Below are 19,504 nucleotides of genomic sequence, written 5' to 3'. Positions count from 1 at the left end.
ACCGCAAGTTACCATTTTATATAAAATCTCCTTAATTTCGTGTTTTCAAAAAAAAAACTATTTCATGAATTCTATAGAAACAAACAACTGCACTATTCATTTTAACAACATTTGTTATTCATCTATAAATGAACGTCTTAAGTCTAAAAATTTTTCTAAAATATTTATTTTAGTAGATGAAAATACGCATCAGTTTTGTTTACCATATTTTTTAGAAAGACTGGAAACAGACGTTGTTATCGAAATTATTGAAATAGAATCCGGTGAAATAAACAAAACCATAGACACCTGTGCTGGTGTTTGGAACACGCTTTCTGAGTTAAATGCCGATAGAAAAAGTCTTCTTATAAATATTGGTGGTGGTGTTATTACAGATTTAGGAGGTTTTGTAGCCTGTACTTTTAAACGCGGTATTGCTTATGTAAACGTCCCTACAACCCTATTATCTATGGTAGATGCTTCTGTGGGTGGAAAAACTGGGGTTGATTTAGGACACTTAAAAAACCAAATAGGTGTTATTAGTAATCCCGATTTAGTTCTTATCGATACTCATTTTTTAGGTACTTTACCCCAAAACCAAATGCGTTCTGGTTTAGCTGAAATGTTAAAGCATGGATTAATTAGCGATGAAAATTATTGGAACAAATTTCAAGATTTATCACAACTTTCTTTAGACGATTTAGATCAATTAATTTATGAGTCTGTCATAATTAAAAAGAATGTTGTTGAAATAGACCCTTTAGAAAATAACCTTAGGAAAACCTTAAACTTTGGTCATACACTTGGCCATGCTATCGAATCTTATTTTTTAAGCAATCCTAATAAGACAACTTTATTACATGGTGAAGCGATTATAGTCGGCATGATTTTAGCCGCTTATATATCAACGGAACTAGCTGGTTTCCCTAAACAAGTAGCACACCATATTAAAACACTATTTGTTGATTATTATGGAAAAGTAACCATTGAGAAATCGGAGTACGCAGCAATCATGGATTTACTTAAATATGACAAAAAGAATAACCATGGCAATATTAATTTTGTGCTATTAGAAAATATAGGAGCACCAAGAATAGATTGTTTGGTAGATGATACTATCATTATTGATTCATTTGAATTTTATGGGTCATAAGCAATACATTAGTACTTCCCAAATACTACTATTTTAACTTGTTCTGGTTTCAAAATGCTAAACTTCTTTTTTAAAAAACACTATTTAAAAGATTTACTTGTTGATTTTGTAGATATTCATAATCATATACTTCCTAGTATAGATGATGGTGCACAAAACATTAGAGAATCGATTGACCTTATTAAAAAACTTAAGGAGTTAGGTGTAAAACAATTTATACCCACGCCTCATGTGATGCAGGATTTCTATCCGAATACCGATGAGACTATTGGAAATGCGTATCAGTCACTGTTAGAAAATTTAAACAAACAGATTCAAAAAGGAATTACTATAAATCCAGCAGCAGAATATATGTTGGATTCATCATTTGAAAAATTATTGGATGCCGGGAACCTTTTTACATTAAAAGGAAACTATGTACTTATTGAAATGTCTTATTTTCAGCCTCCAATAAACTTAGAAGCTTTAATTTTTAAAATAAAAACGAAAGGGTACATTCCTGTTTTAGCACATCCAGAACGCTATGCTTTTTATCATAACAAATTGGGGAATTATGACAAACTAAAACAACAAGGCTGCTTATTTCAACTCAATTTGTTATCACTAGACAACCATTACGGTAAAGATGTGGAAACAACTGCAAATTACTTAATAGATAAAGGTCTTATAGATTTTACAGGAACCGATGCGCATCATGTAGCACATGTTGATAAACTTTCCCGTCTAGTATTGAATAAGAAAACATCTGAAAAAATGGTGCCTATAATTAGAAATACAAACACCACTTTTTCAGTAATTTAAAAGAGTCTTTTAAAGAAACTTTTCTTCTCTGGCGTACCGTAATAACCGTACTGAGCTCCATACCCAAAGTTTTCTTGGTGAACATCGTTAACAACCAACATCATCCCATTAAGTTTTTTGTTTGCGTGTAGTTCCTTAGCAAAGTTTAAAACCTGTTTTTCGGTATAGCCCGCCCGTGTTAAATAAATGGTATGTCCAGCATATTCACTTAACAATAGAGTATCGGTGACGAGCATCGCCGGAGCCGTATCTACAATGACGATATCATATTGACTAGAAGCATAATCAAATAGCTCTTTAACTCTATCTGTCATTAATAGTTCTGCAGGGTTTGGTGGTGTTTTTCCTGAAAATAAAATATCTAATTTTATACCATTAATGGTATATGAATTAATGGTTTCGCCTGCCAGAATTGTTTTATCTACTAAATACTCCGTTAAACCAATCATCTCATTACTAGTTGGTTTTATTTGATTCTTAATAGTGTTGTAAATTTGTGGATTTCTAATATCAGCACCAATTAATAATACACGTGTACTGGTATTGGCCATGGTAAGCGCTGTATTAATACTAAAAAAGGATTTCCCTTCACCTTTAATAGTAGAAGTTATAAATATCACATTATCATAGTTTTCAACGTTTCTTCCACGTCTCACATAATCAAAATTGGTTCTTACAATTCTAAAAGATTCTGAAAGAATAGATCTATCATTTTTCTCGACTAATAAAGCTTCTCCCTTCTTTCCACTTACCTTAGGAATCTCACCTAAAACTGTTATGTTTTTAATTTCTGTCTCTAAATCTTCTTTATTATGGATCTTATTGTCTAATAAATCACTTATATAAATAATTGAAAAAGGAATAAGGAACCCTATAAAAAGAGCTAATAAATAAGCTGTTTTTCTATTAGGAGAAATTGAGCCTCCACTATCATAAGCTTCGTCTATAATTTTCACATTAGGAGATGTTGCTGTAAGTGCTATAGTGGCTTCTTCCCTTTTTTGTAATAAATAAAGATATAATGATTCCTTTATACCTTGCTTTCTTTCAATCGACCTCAATTTACTTTCTTGACCTGGTACTGAAAATATTTTAGAATTAATTCTACTTGACTGATTTTCTAAACTATTCAAAGTTATATTTATTGACTTAGAAGAATTGTTAATAGATTGTTGTAAATTTTGCTTAATACCATTTAAAGTATTATCTAATTCGACGATGATGGCATTCTTTGAACCGGCACTCATTAACAATCTTTTGCGATTAGCTAACAATTCATTATACTTGGATGAAAGCCCTGAAATTACAGCGTCCCCCAATCCTAAATTAACTGGAATTGGTTGAAAGGATGAAGAATCATCACCTAAAGATTCTTTCATATAATTTAACTGTCTCAACTGGTTACGGGCAGCATCCAATTGTTGCTCATTTTGAGCACTTGAAGCTAAGAACTGTCCTGCCTCAGAGGTCACATTAGTTACCTTATTTCCTGTTTTAAACCTAACAATACTATCATCAACATTAACTAGATCAGAAGCTATTAATTGAACACGCTCATTAATGAAGTTAGCTGTATTTTCAGATCTTTTATTTTTTAATTCTAACGAAGATGTATTATACTGAACAATTAATGCATTAATAACATCTTTAGCTTTTTGTGGGATAGCGTCAGTTAAACTTAAATTTAAAATTTTAGAGCCCGATTCACCATCTCGGTAAATACCTATCCTATTTCTAAAATTCTCAGCAACATCTATAACTGGAGATAATTGAATTCTTATGTCTGTTTCAGAGGCTCCTTTAAATTGAGAATCATTTGGTGTTAAAATCATCCCACCAAATGGAGTTTTTATTTCTTTACCAAATGATATTTTTTTTGGTTCATCATCTTCGTTAATCCGGTATCCAAATTCAAGATCAGAATAAATTTCTATATAAAAATTAAAGTTAGTTTTATTAACAACGGAGTCAGATGCAATAAATGTAACTATTACAGGAGAACTTTTATATAATTCAGTTTCAAATACTTTTCCTTTAACGAAATATTGAATATTAAGATTCAATTTGTTAACAATATTTTTAAAAAAATCTCTAGATGTAATTACTTGAATTTCATCATCAACTTTTGCTTGATCGTTATTAGAGAAAATAGACAAATCATTAAGAGCATTTGTACCCGATGTTTTATCCTCATCATCCAGGAGCATTATTTTAGCAAACGCAGCGTAAACAGGTGTTGTATATCTCAGATTGATAAAAGCTATTCCTAAACAAATTAAAATGCTTAGAATAAACCAATACCATTTTTTATAAAAAAGTGAAAATAATTTTTTTAAATTAAATTGATTTGAATTAGACTGAGTTAATTCAATATTATTAGGGTTTGATACCATACGGACTAATTTCTAGTTACAAATATAAGGGCTGTAGTTAAAATAAATGATGAAATACTTATAATAGTCCCTATTCTAGCATCTCCTGACGCGTTACTAATGGATGATGTATTAGGTTCAACGTAAACATAATCATTCTGAGTCAAATAGAATACAGGAGAATTGAAAACCTCTTTACTTCTTAAGTCAACTCTTGTATATGTTTTTGTCCCATTAAAATCCCTAACAATTAGCACGTTATCTCGTCTACCTTTAATGGTTAAACCTCCGGCCATTCCAAGCGCTTCAAGAATTGAAATACGTTCTCCAGAAACTGGATAAACTCCTGGACTTCCTACTTCCCCATCTACAGTTACTTTAAAATTAACCACTCGGATTATTACAACAGGATCTTTTAGTAAGTCTCCATCAGAAAATTTTTTCTTAAATAAGGCTTTTGCTTCTTCAATTGTCAAGCCCAACAATTTAACTTTTCCTAAAACAGGGTAATCAATGTTACCTTCCGAGTCAATCAAGTAATCAATTAATTGACCACTGCCAGCACCTGTCGAAATCATTAAATTATATGGTTCGGTAACCGTTAAATTTAAACTTGATATATAAATACTTACAATGTCTCCTATTTTTAATTTGGCGGTAAAAGTATCTGTATCAACTACCGTTTCAAAATTTTTAGCATTTTGAAAGTAAACGATATCTTGTTTAGTTACACAAGAAGATAATAGAAGAAAAATAACACAAGCAAACATTAATTTGCTTTTAGCAATCGATATAGTCATTATGGAATAATTTGGGCAGAAAAGTAATGATTATTTTTTTTAAATTAAATTTTACTATAACTTTTATCTGAATTATCTAATAAATCACCTTTCGCTTTTTTATAAATTTGAACTTTTTTATCAAAACGTTCGTAGTCAGAATTATTAGACTTATACTCTGGTATCAAACGTTTCATTTTAATAACAATATTGTTATTCTGAAAACGGTTGGTTATACATAGTTCTTCTATTTCAGATTTCACTGTCGCATAGTCAATTTCTCTGGTTTTACTTATCATTATTTTTTTATGATACGTAGACAAGGTATTTTCACCATTAGCTAAAAGTTCTTCATAGAGTTTTTCTCCTGGACGTAATCCTGTTATTTTTATATCAATATCTTCAGGGAAACGAAGTCCTGATAATTTAATCATATTTTTAGCAAGCTCGTATATTTTCACAGACTCTCCCATATCAAATATAAATATTTCACCACCCTTACCCATCGTGCCTGCTTCTAAAACTAACTGCGCAGCCTCAGGTATAGTCATAAAAAATCGTGTAATGTCCTGATGTGTTAAAGTTAATGGTCCACCATTTTCAATTTGTTTTTTAAATAATGGTATAACAGATCCATTAGAACCTAATACATTTCCAAAACGGGTTGTTATAAATTTGGTTTTACTTGTTTTTTGTAAACAACTAATATACATTTCCGCCATACGTTTCGTTGCTCCCATAACACTTGTTGGGTTTACAGCTTTGTCTGTAGAAACAAAAACAAACTTCTTCACATTATAACGCGAACAGGTATCTGCTAAAAGTTTGGTGCCATTCACATTAATTTTAATAGCTTCATAAGGTGATTTCTCCATTAAAGGCACGTGCTTATAAGCCGCCGCATGAAAAACCATCGTTGGTTTATGTTCTTGAAAAATACTATCAATACGCAAGCCATCTCTAATATCGGCAACGATACTTATAAAGTTATGCTTACCATCACGTAACAAATCTTGTTGAACATCATATAGTGCGGATTCCGCTTGGTCAACCAATATTAATTTTTGAAGATCAAAATTTGAAAGTTGTTTCACCAATTCGCTACCAATTGAGCCTGCAGCTCCAGTTACTAAAATAGTCTCACCGCTAAATTCATCTATAAGATTTGGATTATCAATTTTTATTGGAGCTCTTCCTAAAAGATCTTCAATTTGAACTTGCTTAATTTGACGCACATTTAACTCCCCATTAATCCAACTTTCTATTGGTGGTACTTTGGTTATTTTCACATTCAAACTTACCAAACTAATTAGGCTGTCTTTATTAATGTTTTCTGAAGTAATTATAATTTCATTAATATTATGTGTTTCAATATATTCTTGATCAATTTTATTTTTATTCAAAATAGAAATACCATTAATAGATTTTCCGTTTTTACTTGAGTTGTCGTCGATAAAGCCCAAAATATCGAATTTTTCACGAACATTACTAATTAATGCATTATAAGTAACAATCCCAGAATCACCCGCTCCATAAATAAGAACACGTTTCGATAATACATATTTGCATTTTAAATGGTTATAGGCCATTTTAAACACCAATCGACTCGCACTTAAAAAAACAAAACTTAATAAGGCGTGCATTGTAATTATAGAAAGTGGTATCGTAAAGTTTGAAATTAAAACCACTTCCCTATTTGCAAGCACAAATAATGCTGTTAAAAGAGTCATGACTAAAACCGATTTAAATAAATTCACAACGTCTGTAAATCCTGTATGTCTAATAACACTCTTAAACGATCCAAAAACAAAAAAGCTAATTACTGCAACAACTAATATAAATGGAAGTTGAAACAAAAACTGTGCTAAATCAAAGTTTAAAGTAAAGTTAAACCTAATAAAATAGGATAAGCAAAAAGTGATTAAAACTAAAGTTAAATCAATAGCTAAAACAAGCCACTTAGATGCATACTTTTGAGAGAGATAAGTAATGTAATTGTTTATCATAAGTTTGGGATTTTAGATATTATATTAAGAATCCTTTCTAAATCATCTTGATCTAAATTCGATCCACTAGGTAAACAAAGTCCTTTTTCAAAAAGAGCTTCAGAGGTACCATTTGTAAAATGTAGGCAATCTTTAAAAACAGGCTGCATGTGCATGGGTTTCCATAACGGCCTTGACTCAATATCATCTTTAAGTAATTCAAGTCTTATTTCTTCACGCAGTTCGTACGAACTGGTTTTAACACAAGTGATCCATCTGTTAGAAAAGAAACCTTGTGGTTCATCTACAAAAGATAAATTAGTATGTTTCGATAAATTTTCTTTATAAAAATTAAAATTATGTCTTCTAGCCGCTACCCGTTCATCAAGAACTTCCATTTGCCCTCTACCAATACCTGCTAAGACATTACTCATCCTGTAGTTAAAACCAACTGAAGAATGCTCGTAATGTGGCGCTTGGTCTCTAGCTTGAGTGGACAAGAAAACGGCCTTTTCTTTAAGTTCTAAGTTCTTCACAATTAAGGCTCCACCACCAGAAGTTGTTATTATTTTATTTCCGTTAAAGGATAAAATCCCGATATCAGAAAGTGCTCCGCACGGCATATCATTATAATAACTTCCAAAAGCTTCTGCACTATCTTCTATGACAGGAATGTCATATTTTTTGGAAATTTCATTTATTTCCTGTGCCTTATATGGCATACCATATAAATGAACAGCTATAATAGCTTTTGGTTTCTTGTGTTTTTCAATTCGATCTCTAATCGCTATTTCAAGTAATTCTGGACACATATTCCAGGTATCTGATTCACTATCTATAAAAACGGGTGTGGCTCCTTGATATATAATAGGATTTGCAGACGCCGAAAAAGTAAAACTTTGACATAATACTTCATCACCTCTTGAAACACCTAATAATTGAAGCGCTATATGTATAGAAGCAGTTCCTGAGCTTAATACAGCTGCATGAACGTTATTACCCAAATAATTTTGAATATCTTTCTCAAAACCATCTACATTAGGTCCTAAAGGAGCTATCCAATTCGTATCGAAAGCTTCGTTTACAAATTTTTGCTCAGAACCACCCATATGAGGTGATGATAAATATATTTTAGTTTTGGTCAACATTTTAAATTTAAATCTTTTTAATAATTGTGGAAAGTTGGAAAATTCACGCACTATATTAACCCTAGTTTATTAACTGTGGTTAAAATAATTTATATTAATCTTGGGTTTTCCTGCTTTCGCACATAACAAAATTTATTAATTATAAGCTTAACTATAACTGATGCTAGATGTTTATAAATTGTTTTTTAGTAAACAAATTAAAATTGAGAGTCTAAAAATATTTTAATTAACATCTGTACAATTAAATTAATGCTGCTATTAATCAATTCAATCTTGTATTTGATGCTGTAAATTTAGTGATTGTTTTTAACCAAAAAGCCAAGTGTGAAGTTAATTCGCTAAAAGAGTTATTAAAATCGGTTAACGACATTGCCCTACAGAGTTCATAGTAATTCTTTGTAGATAGTCGATTTGTATTACACTTTTTCTACTTACTATATAGGTCAAAACAACCATCTTCTACTATGACATTCTTTGTTCTTAACCTAGTTTAAATTTATTAAATATGACTGATTTAATTGTTCTGCGCATAATTTTTAGACGGTAAAAACATAATCTTTATCAAATTTATTTATCATTTAAACTTTTATTTTTAACATTTGCAGTATTATTATTATTTATGTAAATAAAATCACATGTCGACACTACGTTATCCAACAAAAATTATATTACTACTTATATTAAGTTTGTTAACTAATTCTAGTTGTAGTGAAAAAACAAATACTGCATCCATCAAAATGGTATTTAGGTTTGATGATTATTCAGCTAAAAGTAACACGGATTTAGAATTAAAAATTATTGATGCGTTTAGAAAAAACAAGGTACCTTTTACTATTGCTACAATTCCATTTGTAATAGCAGGTGATGAGCACAGTTTTGCTCCCCAAAATGGATTACCATTAACTCAAGAGAAAGCCAACATTCTTAAACATGCCATGAATGAGGGTGTGGTTGATATTGCCTTACACGGTTATACACATCAAGTACATGTTAACGATAATAATGAGTTTGCTGATTTAAGTTATAATATTCAAAAGGAAAAGCTAGTAAAAGGAAAAAAACTACTTGAAGATTTAATAGATGAACCTATACACACTTTTGTTCCCCCTTGGAATTCATACGACATAAACACTTTAAAAGCTATGGAAACTGTTGGTTTTTCAACTTTATCAGCTGATCGTGGCAGGATAGGTAATTCTAATTCGAATTTGAACTTCTTACCCTTTACATGTGAATTACCGAACATATGGAATGCTATAACCGAAGCAAGAAATGAAGTAAAAAACAACAAAAAGTCAAAGCCCACCATTGTTGTCATGTTTCATGAATATGACTTTAAAAGTGTAAAAAACACAGGTAATATTACCATAAGTGAACTAAATGACTTATTAAAATCATTAAAAACACAGGAGGACATTAGTTTATTCTCAATAGGAGGAATTATACAAAAATTTAACGATTTCACACCCAATCAATACATCATAACAAATAGGATTTATTTTTTAAATCAATATTTACCTTCATTTTTAAGGCATGAGGTTCATATAACTCACTATTCAGATATAACACATTACCCTACGCTCCTAAAGGCAATTGGTTTTTATTTCATAATAATTACTGTTATAGCGATTCTTTTCTATTATATAGGAATGCTAATATTCCGATACTCAGAATTATTCTTAAAGATTGTATTATTATTAAGTAGTATTTCTACTGCTATTTTATTCTATCGTGTGTTTTATAATTTTAAATTTGGTAGAATGGGTCTTTTAATTTGTGTGACTGCTCTTGGAGCGACTATAGGACTAATAATTAGTTTTATCAAACTAAAACTTAAAAGAAATTTTAAATAATTTTTTTTTCATAAAACGATATTTTAGAAGTATTTTCTTGTGTGTTTTTTATAAATATAAAGGATTAATTTATCCCTATATTTTCATATACCACAATTCGTACTAAATTGTAGTAATTTTCGAGATATAAATTATTCAATATACAACTAGTTTACACCAATATTAGCAACACAATTCGCTTCAAATGACATTCGTCGGAAAAAACATAACCTTAATATAATTAAGTAAACGTTTTAAATATATTTTTCACATATTTGCCTTCTATTAATAATAACCCACACATTTTAATGACCAACAATCAATTAAACGTATTAGAAGGAAAACAAGTTCTTATAACTGGAGGTGCAGGCTTTATTGGATCGAATTTATGTGAAGTTCTACTTAATAACAATGTAAAAGTAGTTTGTTTAGATAATTTCTCTACAGGCAAACGTATTAATATAGCCCCTTTTCTTCAAAATTCTAATTTCCATTTAGTTGAAGGTGACATTAGAAATATGGACGATTGTAAAAATGCCTGTAAGAATACGGACTATGTGTTACATCAAGCCGCTTTAGGCTCGGTTCCGCGCTCTATAAATGACCCTATTACAACTAACGATGTAAATGTCTCTGGTTTTTTAAATATGCTCGTTGCAGCAAGGGACGCAGGAGTTAAGCGTTTTGTATATGCCGCAAGCTCTTCAACATATGGGGATCACGAAGCATTGCCCAAAGTGGAAGATATTATAGGTAAACCATTGTCTCCTTATGCGATCACTAAATATGTGAATGAATTATATGCTAATATTTTTCATACTACTTATAATTTTGACACCATTGGATTGCGGTATTTCAATGTTTTTGGAAAAAGACAAGCTCCAGATGGCGCCTATGCAGCTGTTATCCCTAAATTTGTTCAACAATTTATAAATCATGAATCACCAGTAATCAACGGTGATGGGAGCTACTCTCGAGATTTCACTTATATTGACAACGTTGTGCAAATGAATTTGAATGCACTAACTACTACGAATAAAGAAGCTTTAAATACCGTGTACAACGTGGCTTACGGAGAAAGAACTACGCTATTGGAATTAGCCAGTTTGCTAAAGTCATACTTATCTGAATTTGATAGATCAATAGCTGATATTGAAATTGAACACAGAAACAATAGAGTTGGTGATATTCCCCATTCTTTGGCTTCAATTGACAAAGCAAAACGACTTTTAAATTATGATCCTAAATATAATATTAGTAACGGTTTAAAGGAAGCTGTTAGCTGGTATTGGGAAAATTTAAAATAATCAAGAAACACCATTAAAGTTATAATGAAAAATATTAAAATTGCTGTTATAGGCTTAGGCTATGTTGGCTTACCGTTAGCGAGACTTTTTGCAACAAAATATTCTGTTGTAGGTTTTGACATTAATCAAAAAAGGATAAACGAATTACAATCTGGAAAAGATGCCACTTTAGAGGTTGAAGAATCTGTTTTACAGTCTGTTCTTAAAATGAATTCGAATGATGATTTAGGGTTATTCTGCTCTTCAAATATTGAAGATATTAAAGATTGTAATTATTATATTATTACAGTTCCTACCCCTATCGATAAAAATAATAGACCAGATTTAACGCCGCTTTATAAATCGAGTGAAACTGTTGCTAAAGTTTTAAAGAAAAACGATATTGTTATCTATGAGTCTACCGTTTACCCTGGAGTGACGGAAGATGAATGTGTTCCTGTACTTGAAAAAATAAGCGGCTTAACGTTTAATGTAGATTTTTATGCAGGTTATTCACCAGAACGTATTAACCCAGGGGACAAACTACATACCGTTGATAAAATATTAAAAGTTACAGCAGGTTCTACTCCTGAAATTGGCATAAAGGTAAATGACTTATATGCCAGTATTATTACTGCAGGTACACACCTAGCTCCTACTATCAAAGTTGCTGAAGCTGCTAAAGTGATTGAAAATTCACAACGTGATATCAATATTGCTTTTGTTAATGAATTAGCCAAAATTTTCAATTTAATGAATATTGATACGCACGCCGTGTTAGAAGCGGCTGGTACCAAGTGGAATTTTTTACCCTTTAAACCAGGTTTAGTTGGTGGCCATTGTATTGGGGTCGATCCCTATTATTTAGCACAAAAAGCACAAGAAGTTGGGTACCATCCTGAAATCATATTAGCTGGACGTCGGGTTAATGACAGTATGGGGCAATACGTAGCATCTGAAGTTATTAAATTGATGGTTCATAATGATATCCGGATCAAGGGAGCAAGCATATTAGTATTAGGCATTACCTTTAAAGAAAATTGCCCTGATGTTCGAAATACAAAAGCGGTTGATGTTATAAATCAATTAAAAGGTTATGGAACACAAGTAACTATTTTCGATCCTTGGGCAAACCCAGAAGAGGTTTCTCATGAATATAATTTAGACACACTAAATCAATTACCCACGGGTAAATTTGATGCCGTTGTTTTAACTGTTGCTCATAACGAGTTTTTAACAGCAAACTTAAGTTCATTATTAAATTCAAATGGGATTTTATATGATGTTAAAGGCATTTTAAAAGAGCATGTTAGTGGAAGATTATAATTTTTAAAATGAATTCAAAATGAAGATTTTAATAACAGGAGGTGCTGGCTTTATAGGTTCACATGTGGTGAGATTGTTTGCTAAGAAATATTCAAACTATCAAATTTATAATTTAGATAAGTTAACTTATGCTGGTAATCTAGAAAATTTATCTGATTTACAGTCATTTAAAAACTACAGCTTTATTAAGGGAGATATTACCGATGAAACTTTTATAAACAAGCTATTCTTAGAGCATAAATTCGATTCTGTAATTCACCTTGCGGCAGAATCTCATGTTGACCGATCCATTACAGACCCATTGGCATTTGCAAAAACCAATATATTGGGTACCATGATTTTATTAAATGCTTTTAAAAACATATGGAATGGCCAGTGGGAGAATAAATTATTTTACCATGTTAGCACCGATGAAGTATATGGAAGTCTAGGTACGACTGGGTTATTTGAAGAAACAACATCATACGATCCCAATTCACCCTATTCGGCTTCAAAAGCTAGTTCAGACCACTTTGTTAGAGCATATGGTGAAACATATGGAATACCATATGTGATTTCTAATTGTTCTAATAATTATGGTGCCAATCAGTTTCCAGAAAAACTGATTCCTCTATTCATAAATAATATCATTCAAAACAAGTCTCTGCCTGTTTATGGAGATGGTAATTACACCAGAGATTGGCTATATGTTATAGACCACGCAATTGCTATCGATTTAGTTTTTCATAAAGGAAAGAACCATGAAACCTATAATATTGGAGGATTTAATGAATGGAAAAATTTAGACTTAGTTAAATTACTATGTCAAAATATGGATACCAAATTAGGAAGACCTTTAGGTGCTTCCGAAAAACTAATAACATTTATAAAAGACAGACCAGGCCATGATTTACGCTATGCCATTGATGCTTCAAAAATAAATAAAGAATTGGGTTGGAAACCAACGGTAACTTTTGAAGAAGGATTAAGCAAAACCATTAATTGGTATTTAGAAAACACCATTTGGTTAAATAATGTCACGTCTGGTGAATATTTAAAATATTACAAAAACATGTATTTAAACTCATAACATATGAAAGGAATAATACTTGCTGGAGGTTCGGGAACAAGACTTTTCCCTCTAACCATATCTGTTAGTAAACAGTTACTACCCGTTTATGATAAACCCATGATTTATTACCCGCTATCTGTTTTAATGCTGGCAGGAATTAGAGACATACTTATCATTACAACACCTCATGATCAACACGCTTTTATTAATTTATTAGGCGATGGTTCACAAGTAGGGTGTCATTTTGAATACGCTGTACAACCAGAACCAAATGGATTAGCCGAAGCCTTTATAATTGGTGCCGATTTTATTGGAAAAGATAAAGTAGCCCTGGTTTTAGGTGATAATATTTTTTACGGAAGTGGTTTTGGTAAATTACTCAGAAGTAAAACCAGTATAACAGGCGCCTCTATCTTTGCGTACCCTGTAAACGACCCAGAACGTTATGGCGTGGTAGAGTTTGATGAAAATGAAAAAGTAATAAGTATTGAAGAGAAACCTAAAGTAGCAAAATCTTCATACGCCGTACCAGGCCTCTATTTCTATGATAATAGGGTTGTTGCATTTGCTAAAAAAGTAAAACCGTCTGCACGAGGTGAAAAAGAAATAACGACCCTAAACCAAATGTATCTCGAGGAAAACGAACTAGAAGTAGGCATCATGACTAGAGGTATGGCTTGGCTAGACACGGGTACTGTAGATTCTATGGATGACGCTACCGAATTTGTGCGCGTTATGGAAAAACGTACGGGAACTAAAATAGCCTGTATTGAAGAAATCGCTTTTTTACACGGGTATATAAATAAAGAGCAAGCTAAAGAAGTTGCTAAAAAATACGGAAAAAGTGGTTACGGTGATTATATATTAAAAGTAATATCCGAATAATGGAAGGTGTTAAAATTATAAATTTACCAAAAATATTAGATCCAAGAGGCAATCTTAGTTTTTTTGAAAATAGTAATCAAATTCCATTTGATATTAAAAGAAGCTATTGGATATACGATGTTCCTGGAGGAGAAATACGTGGAAGTCATGCTTTTAAAACGTCACACGAATTTATTATAGCACTTTCAGGAAGTTTTGATATCGTTTTAAACGATGGCGAAAATGAAGAGAAATTCAGTTTAAACAGGTCTTATTACGGGCTTTATGTCCCTAATTTATTATGGCGACGTATTGAAAATTTTTCCACAAACTCCTTAGCACTCATCGTCTCAAATGTAGCTTATAATGAAAGTGATTATATAAGAGATTTTGATGCATTTAAAAAAAACAGAAATGAAGTTAAAAGCTAGTACAGTATATGATTGTTCTGTAATAGATGTTTCTAAAGTTAACAATGATGCTGGAAATATTACGGTAGTGGAAAATGGTCATAATATTCCTTTTGAAGTAAAAAGAATTTATTATTTATACGATGTTCCTAGTGGTGAAGCACGAGGTGGACATGCACATTATGAATTAGAACAATTTATTATAGCTGCCAGTGGTAGCTTTGATGTTATTTTAGATGATGGTGTAAACAAAAAACGGGTTTCTTTAAATAGACCCAATTTAGCGTTACATATTGTACCTGGCTTATGGAGAGAACTGGATAATTTTTCTTCTGGCTCTATTTGTATGGTTTTGGCATCTCATAAGTACGAAGAAAGTGATTATATCAGGGATCATAATGAATTTATTAAACTAAAAAAATGAGTTTTTTTACACATAATTTATCTGATATTCAATCAAAAAATATAGGTGATAACACAACTATTTGGCAGTTTGTTGTTGTTTTGAAAAATGCTATAATAGGTAAAAATTGTAATATTTGTTCTCATGTTTTTATAGAAAACAAAGTTGAAATAGGTGATAGTGTGACTATTAAATGTGGTGTTCAAATTTGGGATGGAATTAAATTAAAGGACCATGTTTTTATTGGCCCTAATGTCACGTTCACAAACGACTTATCTCCTAGATCAAAAGGTGATTTCAAAATTATAGAAACAACCATTAACAAAGGGGCTTCTATTGGTGCTAATGCCACCATTATAGCAGGTAATAATATTGGGGATTATGCTATGGTTGGTGCGGGATCCGTGGTTACAAAAAACATAAAAAACAACGAACTTTGGATAGGTAACCCCGCCAAACATGTCGGGTATATCACAATCGAAGGAGAAATTTTAGATTTAAATTTAGTACATAAAAAATCTAAAGAACAATATAAATGGAATAAAACCAATTTAATTAAATCAGATGATTAAGTTTTTAGATTTACAGAAAGTAAACCAACAATACCAGGAAGAATTAAAAGAAGCTGCTTCACGCGTTATAGATTCTGGATGGTATTTACAAGGTAACGAATTAGAATTATTTGAAACTAATTACGCTACATTTTGTGGTAGTAAATATGCTCTAGGGGTTGCAAATGGTTTAGATGCATTACGCCTTATATTCAAAGCTTACATAGAGATGGGTGTCATGCAAAAAGGAGATGAAGTTATTATTCCTGCAAACACTTACATTGCTTCGGTATTGGCAGTTACCGACAATGGCTTAGTACCTGTTTTAGTTGAGCCTACCATTGCAACATATAATTTAGATACATCAAAATTAGAACGAGCCATCACATCTAAAACAAAAGCTATTTTAACAGTGCATTTATACGGACAAAACTCCGTGGATGCTGTTATGTTAGCTATTTGTAAAAAATATAATTTAAAATTAATAGAAGATAGTGCACAATCCCACGGTGCCATCTATAACGGAAAAGTGATGGGTAGCATTGGTGATGCAACAGGCCATAGTTTTTACCCAGGTAAAAATTTAGGCGCTTTGGGTGATGCAGGTGCAGTTACCACAAATGATGAAGCTTTATTTCAAGTCATTAAAGCTCTGGGTAACTATGGTTCAATAAAAAAATATGAAAACAAGTACAAAGGTTTAAATTCTAGATTAGATGAAATTCAAGCGGCCTTTTTAAATGTAAAGCTTAAGTATATTAATGCGGATATTAAAAACCGTAGAATGGTTGCCAATTATTATTTAAATAACATTAAAAACCCTCTAATAACACTTCCTACGGTATTAATCCAAGATGGTCATGTGTGGCACTTATTTGTTATTAGATTAAAAAACCGTGAAGCTTTGCAAAATTACTTATTGGAAAATGGCGTTCAAACATTAATACACTACCCCATCCCTCCACATAAACAAATGGCTTATACCGAATTAAGTGATTTAAATTTGCCGATAACAGAAAAAATACATCAAGAGGTTTTAAGTTTACCTATAAGCGCTGTCTTGACTCAAGATGAATTAGTGCGTATTGTAGAACTTGTAAATGCTTATAAACAATAATATAAATGCTATTTAACTCTCTAGATTTTGCGGTTTTTTTACCAATAGTATTTGTGCTCTATTGGTTTGTTTTAAAAAACAACCTAAAGTCCCAAAACATACTAATAGTTATTGCTAGCTATGTGTTTTATGGATGGTGGGATTGGAGATTTTTATCTTTAATCGCATTTAGTACTGTTTTAGATTTTTTGATTGGATTGAAACTTTCTAAAGAAGAGAACCAGCAAAAACGTAAAATACTATTATGGTGCAGTATTTTTGTAAATCTTGGCTTTTTAGGGTTCTTCAAGTATTATAATTTCTTCTTAGACAATTTCATTACCGCATTTTCATTTTTTGGAAATGACATTAAAGCAAACTCATTAAATATTATACTACCTGTTGGTATTAGTTTTTATACCTTTCAAACTTTAAGCTATACCATTGATGTGTATAGAAAAAAACTAGAGCCTACTAAAGATTTTGTTGCTTTTACAGCCTTTGTTTCCTTCTTTCCACAATTAGTAGCGGGGCCTATAGAAAGAGCAACCAACCTACTCCCCCAGTTTTATAAAAAAAGAACGTTCAATTATACCTTAGCTGTAGATGGTTTAAGGCAAATATTATGGGGCCTTTTCAAAAAAATTGTTATTGCTGATAATTGTGCAACCTATGCTAATTTAATTTTCAATAATTCTGATGATTATTCGGGAAGTACTTTAGTGTTAGGCGCTTTATTTTTTACCTTTCAAATTTATGGCGATTTCTCAGGTTATTCTGATATTGCCATAGGAACATCCAGACTGTTTGGCTTCGATTTAAAACAAAACTTTGCATTCCCTTATTTTTCAAGAGATATTGCGGAGTTCTGGAGGCGTTGGCACATATCATTATCTTCTTGGTTTAAAGACTACGTATATATACCACTTGGAGGTAGTCAAGGAGGTACGGCCATGAAAATAAGGAATACTTTTATCATTTTTATAGTAAGTGGGTTTTGGCATGGTGCGAACTGGACATTTATTGTTTGGGGCGCTTTAAACGCCATCTATTTTCTACCATTGTTACTCACTAATAAAAACAGAAACAACATAGAAGTGGTTGCTAACAATACCTTTTTACCTAGTATAAAGGAAGTTTTTCAAATGCTTATTACCCTTAGTTTAACAATATTGGCTTGGGTGTTTTTTAGAGCAGATACTGTTGGGCATGCCTTAAGTATTATTTCTGAAATTTTTTCTAAAAGCCTATTAACCATTCCAAATTTTGAAGGTTTCATAAAATCTCTAGTTGTTATATTAATGATCCTGTTTTTTATATCGATTGAGTGGTTAGGAAGAAGAGGTTTATTTGCACTTGAAAAAATTTACGTTGTGAAATATAGACTATTGCGTTGGGCATTCTACTTAATGTTGATTATATCCATAATCATTTTTGGAGGCGACCAACAAGGTTTTATTTATTTTCAATTTTAAAACACACGATTATTATGAAAAGGTTTTTATTGCAAGCACTTGGTTTTATTGTCGTTTTTTCAATTTTAAATTTAATTGTTGGTTACGTATATGATATACCTGTTAAAGAATCTATTAAAAATAAAACTCATAAAAATTATTTAAAATATTCAAAAATTCATGACTCAAATAATAAGTATGACATTGTTTTTTTAGGTTCTAGTAGAGGCTATACTGCTTATAATCCTGTGATTTTTGATAGTATCTTGCAAACCAAATCATTTAACATGTGTACGGGTTCTCAAAATGTTATAGAATCGTATTTTGTTTTAAAAGACATCTTACAACATCAAAAACCTAAAAAAATCGTTTATGAAATGTTTTTAGAATCATTCGATACCACCGATGATTATTACCAAATACTATCTAATGCCACTTTTTTCGAATCAACCCAATTAAAACAAGAGATGATTATTAATGGGTTTGGATTATCTGGTATATCTAATTACCTTTCTCCCATACTTTGTAATAAACTATACATTAAAGCAGCGATCATGGGATTAATTACTGGTGGAAACGATGTGACCTCCAATAACAAAAAAACAAGTTACTGGGTTTCGGGCTATTTACATGAAGAAAAAGAGGTTAGCAAAAATGCTATATCTAATTTTGAACATTTGGCAACCCTATCTAATTCAAATGTATCTGATAAAAAATTAGAGTACTTCAACAAAATAGCGGCCTTGTGTAAAGAAAACAATATAGAACTTGTGTGTGTAAGGTCGCCATTCCCTCCTACGCGTTTGCAAAATGAAAAAAATAAAGATTTAAAAGATTTAAATAACTATTTTAATAATTTATGTATTCAAAATCAATTGAAGTTTTATGATTTCAATACCATAAAGAACCAAGATATTAATTATTTAGATACCGATTTTTCCGATTCCCACCATATGAATTATAAAGGGGCTTCTAAAGCATCACTTCAACTATCATTATTGTTAAAAAACTAAA

The 19,504-nt window shown here is 31.3% G+C and carries 17 protein-coding genes; 13 read left to right on the top strand and 4 right to left on the bottom strand.

Annotated features, from left to right (window positions below; all coding sequences use genetic code 11):
- Positions 1-64: 64 nt before the first annotated feature.
- Positions 65-1,132, top strand: a complete 1,068-nt coding sequence (gene aroB / locus Q5N74_RS04240) for a 3-dehydroquinate synthase (protein WP_304387472.1) — start codon at positions 65-67, stop codon at positions 1,130-1,132.
- A 54-nt stretch (positions 1,133-1,186) separates the two neighbouring features.
- The gene (locus Q5N74_RS04235; protein ID WP_304387471.1) at positions 1,187-1,933 is read left to right on the top strand and encodes a tyrosine-protein phosphatase; all 747 of its coding nucleotides are present in this window, start codon (positions 1,187-1,189) and stop codon (positions 1,931-1,933) included.
- On the opposite strand, the gene Q5N74_RS04230 is transcribed toward Q5N74_RS04235, so the two are convergent.
- The 4 genes from Q5N74_RS04230 to Q5N74_RS04215 are packed head-to-tail and all read right to left on the bottom strand — an operon-like array spanning position 1,930 to position 8,217.
- Positions 1,930-4,326: a tyrosine-protein kinase gene (locus Q5N74_RS04230; RefSeq protein WP_304387470.1), complete on the bottom strand. Its 2,397-nt coding sequence runs from the start codon at positions 4,324-4,326 to the stop codon at positions 1,930-1,932. The genes Q5N74_RS04235 and Q5N74_RS04230 overlap by 4 nt on opposite strands.
- Positions 4,327-4,331: 5 nt before the next feature.
- Positions 4,332-5,105: a polysaccharide biosynthesis/export family protein gene (locus Q5N74_RS04225; RefSeq protein ID WP_304387469.1), complete on the bottom strand. Its 774-nt coding sequence runs from the start codon at positions 5,103-5,105 to the stop codon at positions 4,332-4,334.
- A 44-nt stretch (positions 5,106-5,149) separates the two neighbouring features.
- Positions 5,150-7,090 (bottom strand): nucleoside-diphosphate sugar epimerase/dehydratase, encoded by a 1,941-nt coding sequence (locus Q5N74_RS04220; RefSeq protein WP_304387468.1) that lies wholly within the window; start codon positions 7,088-7,090, stop codon positions 5,150-5,152.
- On the bottom strand, positions 7,087-8,217 hold the full coding sequence (locus tag Q5N74_RS04215) for an aminotransferase class I/II-fold pyridoxal phosphate-dependent enzyme (RefSeq protein WP_304387467.1): 1,131 nt from the start codon (positions 8,215-8,217) through the stop codon (positions 7,087-7,089). Before Q5N74_RS04215 ends, Q5N74_RS04220 begins: the two co-directional genes overlap by 4 nt.
- A gap of 635 nt (positions 8,218-8,852) precedes the next feature.
- On the opposite strand from Q5N74_RS04215, the gene Q5N74_RS04210 reads away from it, so the two are divergent.
- From Q5N74_RS04210 to Q5N74_RS04160, 11 genes are all read left to right on the top strand, one after another.
- Positions 8,853-10,070, top strand: coding sequence for a DUF2334 domain-containing protein (locus tag Q5N74_RS04210; protein WP_304387466.1), 1,218 nt, complete (start codon positions 8,853-8,855; stop codon positions 10,068-10,070).
- Positions 10,071-10,357: 287 nt separating this feature from the next.
- The gene (locus Q5N74_RS04205; protein WP_304387465.1) at positions 10,358-11,356 is read left to right on the top strand and encodes an SDR family oxidoreductase; all 999 of its coding nucleotides are present in this window, start codon (positions 10,358-10,360) and stop codon (positions 11,354-11,356) included.
- Positions 11,357-11,380: 24 nt separating this feature from the next.
- The gene (locus Q5N74_RS04200) at positions 11,381-12,661 is read left to right on the top strand and encodes a nucleotide sugar dehydrogenase (protein WP_304387464.1); all 1,281 of its coding nucleotides are present in this window, start codon (positions 11,381-11,383) and stop codon (positions 12,659-12,661) included.
- Positions 12,662-12,680: 19 nt separating this feature from the next.
- On the top strand, positions 12,681-13,730 hold the full coding sequence (gene rfbB, locus Q5N74_RS04195; protein ID WP_304387463.1) for a dTDP-glucose 4,6-dehydratase: 1,050 nt from the start codon (positions 12,681-12,683) through the stop codon (positions 13,728-13,730).
- 3 nt (positions 13,731-13,733) lie between these two features.
- On the top strand, positions 13,734-14,597 hold the full coding sequence (gene rfbA, locus Q5N74_RS04190) for a glucose-1-phosphate thymidylyltransferase RfbA (protein ID WP_304387462.1): 864 nt from the start codon (positions 13,734-13,736) through the stop codon (positions 14,595-14,597).
- A complete protein-coding gene (locus tag Q5N74_RS04185; protein WP_304387461.1) occupies positions 14,597-15,007 on the top strand; it encodes an FdtA/QdtA family cupin domain-containing protein in 411 nt (136 codons plus the stop codon). Before rfbA ends, Q5N74_RS04185 begins: the two co-directional genes overlap by 1 nt.
- On the top strand, positions 14,991-15,410 hold the full coding sequence (locus tag Q5N74_RS04180; protein WP_304387460.1) for an FdtA/QdtA family cupin domain-containing protein: 420 nt from the start codon (positions 14,991-14,993) through the stop codon (positions 15,408-15,410). Before Q5N74_RS04185 ends, Q5N74_RS04180 begins: the two co-directional genes overlap by 17 nt.
- Positions 15,407-15,961, top strand: a complete 555-nt coding sequence (locus Q5N74_RS04175) for an acyltransferase (RefSeq protein ID WP_304387459.1) — start codon at positions 15,407-15,409, stop codon at positions 15,959-15,961. The genes Q5N74_RS04180 and Q5N74_RS04175 overlap by 4 nt, the downstream gene beginning before the upstream one ends.
- A complete protein-coding gene (locus Q5N74_RS04170) occupies positions 15,954-17,057 on the top strand; it encodes a DegT/DnrJ/EryC1/StrS aminotransferase family protein (protein ID WP_304387458.1) in 1,104 nt (367 codons plus the stop codon). Before Q5N74_RS04175 ends, Q5N74_RS04170 begins: the two co-directional genes overlap by 8 nt.
- A 5-nt stretch (positions 17,058-17,062) precedes the next feature.
- A complete protein-coding gene (locus Q5N74_RS04165; protein ID WP_304387457.1) occupies positions 17,063-18,511 on the top strand; it encodes an MBOAT family protein in 1,449 nt (482 codons plus the stop codon).
- Positions 18,512-18,525: 14 nt separating this feature from the next.
- Positions 18,526-19,503: a hypothetical protein gene (locus tag Q5N74_RS04160; RefSeq protein ID WP_304387456.1), complete on the top strand. Its 978-nt coding sequence runs from the start codon at positions 18,526-18,528 to the stop codon at positions 19,501-19,503.
- The last annotated feature ends 1 nt before the right edge of the window (position 19,504 follow it).

The organism is Mariniflexile sp. AS56 (assembly GCF_030552475.1).
Lineage (GTDB): Bacteria > Bacteroidota > Bacteroidia > Flavobacteriales > Flavobacteriaceae > Mariniflexile.
This window is presented reverse-complemented; position numbering and strand designations above follow the sequence as displayed.

What these genes read in the sequence shown, in the direction of transcription:
- aroB (WP_304387472.1), top strand. Translation starts at nt 65, where the DNA reads ATGAATTCTATAGAAACAAACAACTGCACTATTCATTTTAACAACATT.
- Q5N74_RS04235 (WP_304387471.1), top strand. Translation starts at nt 1,187, where the DNA reads ATGCTAAACTTCTTTTTTAAAAAACACTATTTAAAAGATTTACTTGTT.
- Q5N74_RS04230 (WP_304387470.1), bottom strand. Translation starts at nt 4,326, where the DNA reads ATGGTATCAAACCCTAATAATATTGAATTAACTCAGTCTAATTCAAAT.
- Q5N74_RS04225 (WP_304387469.1), bottom strand. Translation starts at nt 5,105, where the DNA reads ATGACTATATCGATTGCTAAAAGCAAATTAATGTTTGCTTGTGTTATT.
- Q5N74_RS04220 (WP_304387468.1), bottom strand. Translation starts at nt 7,090, where the DNA reads ATGATAAACAATTACATTACTTATCTCTCTCAAAAGTATGCATCTAAG.
- Q5N74_RS04215 (WP_304387467.1), bottom strand. Translation starts at nt 8,217, where the DNA reads ATGTTGACCAAAACTAAAATATATTTATCATCACCTCATATGGGTGGT.
- Q5N74_RS04210 (WP_304387466.1), top strand. Translation starts at nt 8,853, where the DNA reads ATGTCGACACTACGTTATCCAACAAAAATTATATTACTACTTATATTA.
- Q5N74_RS04205 (WP_304387465.1), top strand. Translation starts at nt 10,358, where the DNA reads ATGACCAACAATCAATTAAACGTATTAGAAGGAAAACAAGTTCTTATA.
- Q5N74_RS04200 (WP_304387464.1), top strand. Translation starts at nt 11,381, where the DNA reads ATGAAAAATATTAAAATTGCTGTTATAGGCTTAGGCTATGTTGGCTTA.
- rfbB (WP_304387463.1), top strand. Translation starts at nt 12,681, where the DNA reads ATGAAGATTTTAATAACAGGAGGTGCTGGCTTTATAGGTTCACATGTG.
- rfbA (WP_304387462.1), top strand. Translation starts at nt 13,734, where the DNA reads ATGAAAGGAATAATACTTGCTGGAGGTTCGGGAACAAGACTTTTCCCT.
- Q5N74_RS04185 (WP_304387461.1), top strand. Translation starts at nt 14,597, where the DNA reads ATGGAAGGTGTTAAAATTATAAATTTACCAAAAATATTAGATCCAAGA.
- Q5N74_RS04180 (WP_304387460.1), top strand. Translation starts at nt 14,991, where the DNA reads ATGAAGTTAAAAGCTAGTACAGTATATGATTGTTCTGTAATAGATGTT.
- Q5N74_RS04175 (WP_304387459.1), top strand. Translation starts at nt 15,407, where the DNA reads ATGAGTTTTTTTACACATAATTTATCTGATATTCAATCAAAAAATATA.
- Q5N74_RS04170 (WP_304387458.1), top strand. Translation starts at nt 15,954, where the DNA reads ATGATTAAGTTTTTAGATTTACAGAAAGTAAACCAACAATACCAGGAA.
- Q5N74_RS04165 (WP_304387457.1), top strand. Translation starts at nt 17,063, where the DNA reads ATGCTATTTAACTCTCTAGATTTTGCGGTTTTTTTACCAATAGTATTT.
- Q5N74_RS04160 (WP_304387456.1), top strand. Translation starts at nt 18,526, where the DNA reads ATGAAAAGGTTTTTATTGCAAGCACTTGGTTTTATTGTCGTTTTTTCA.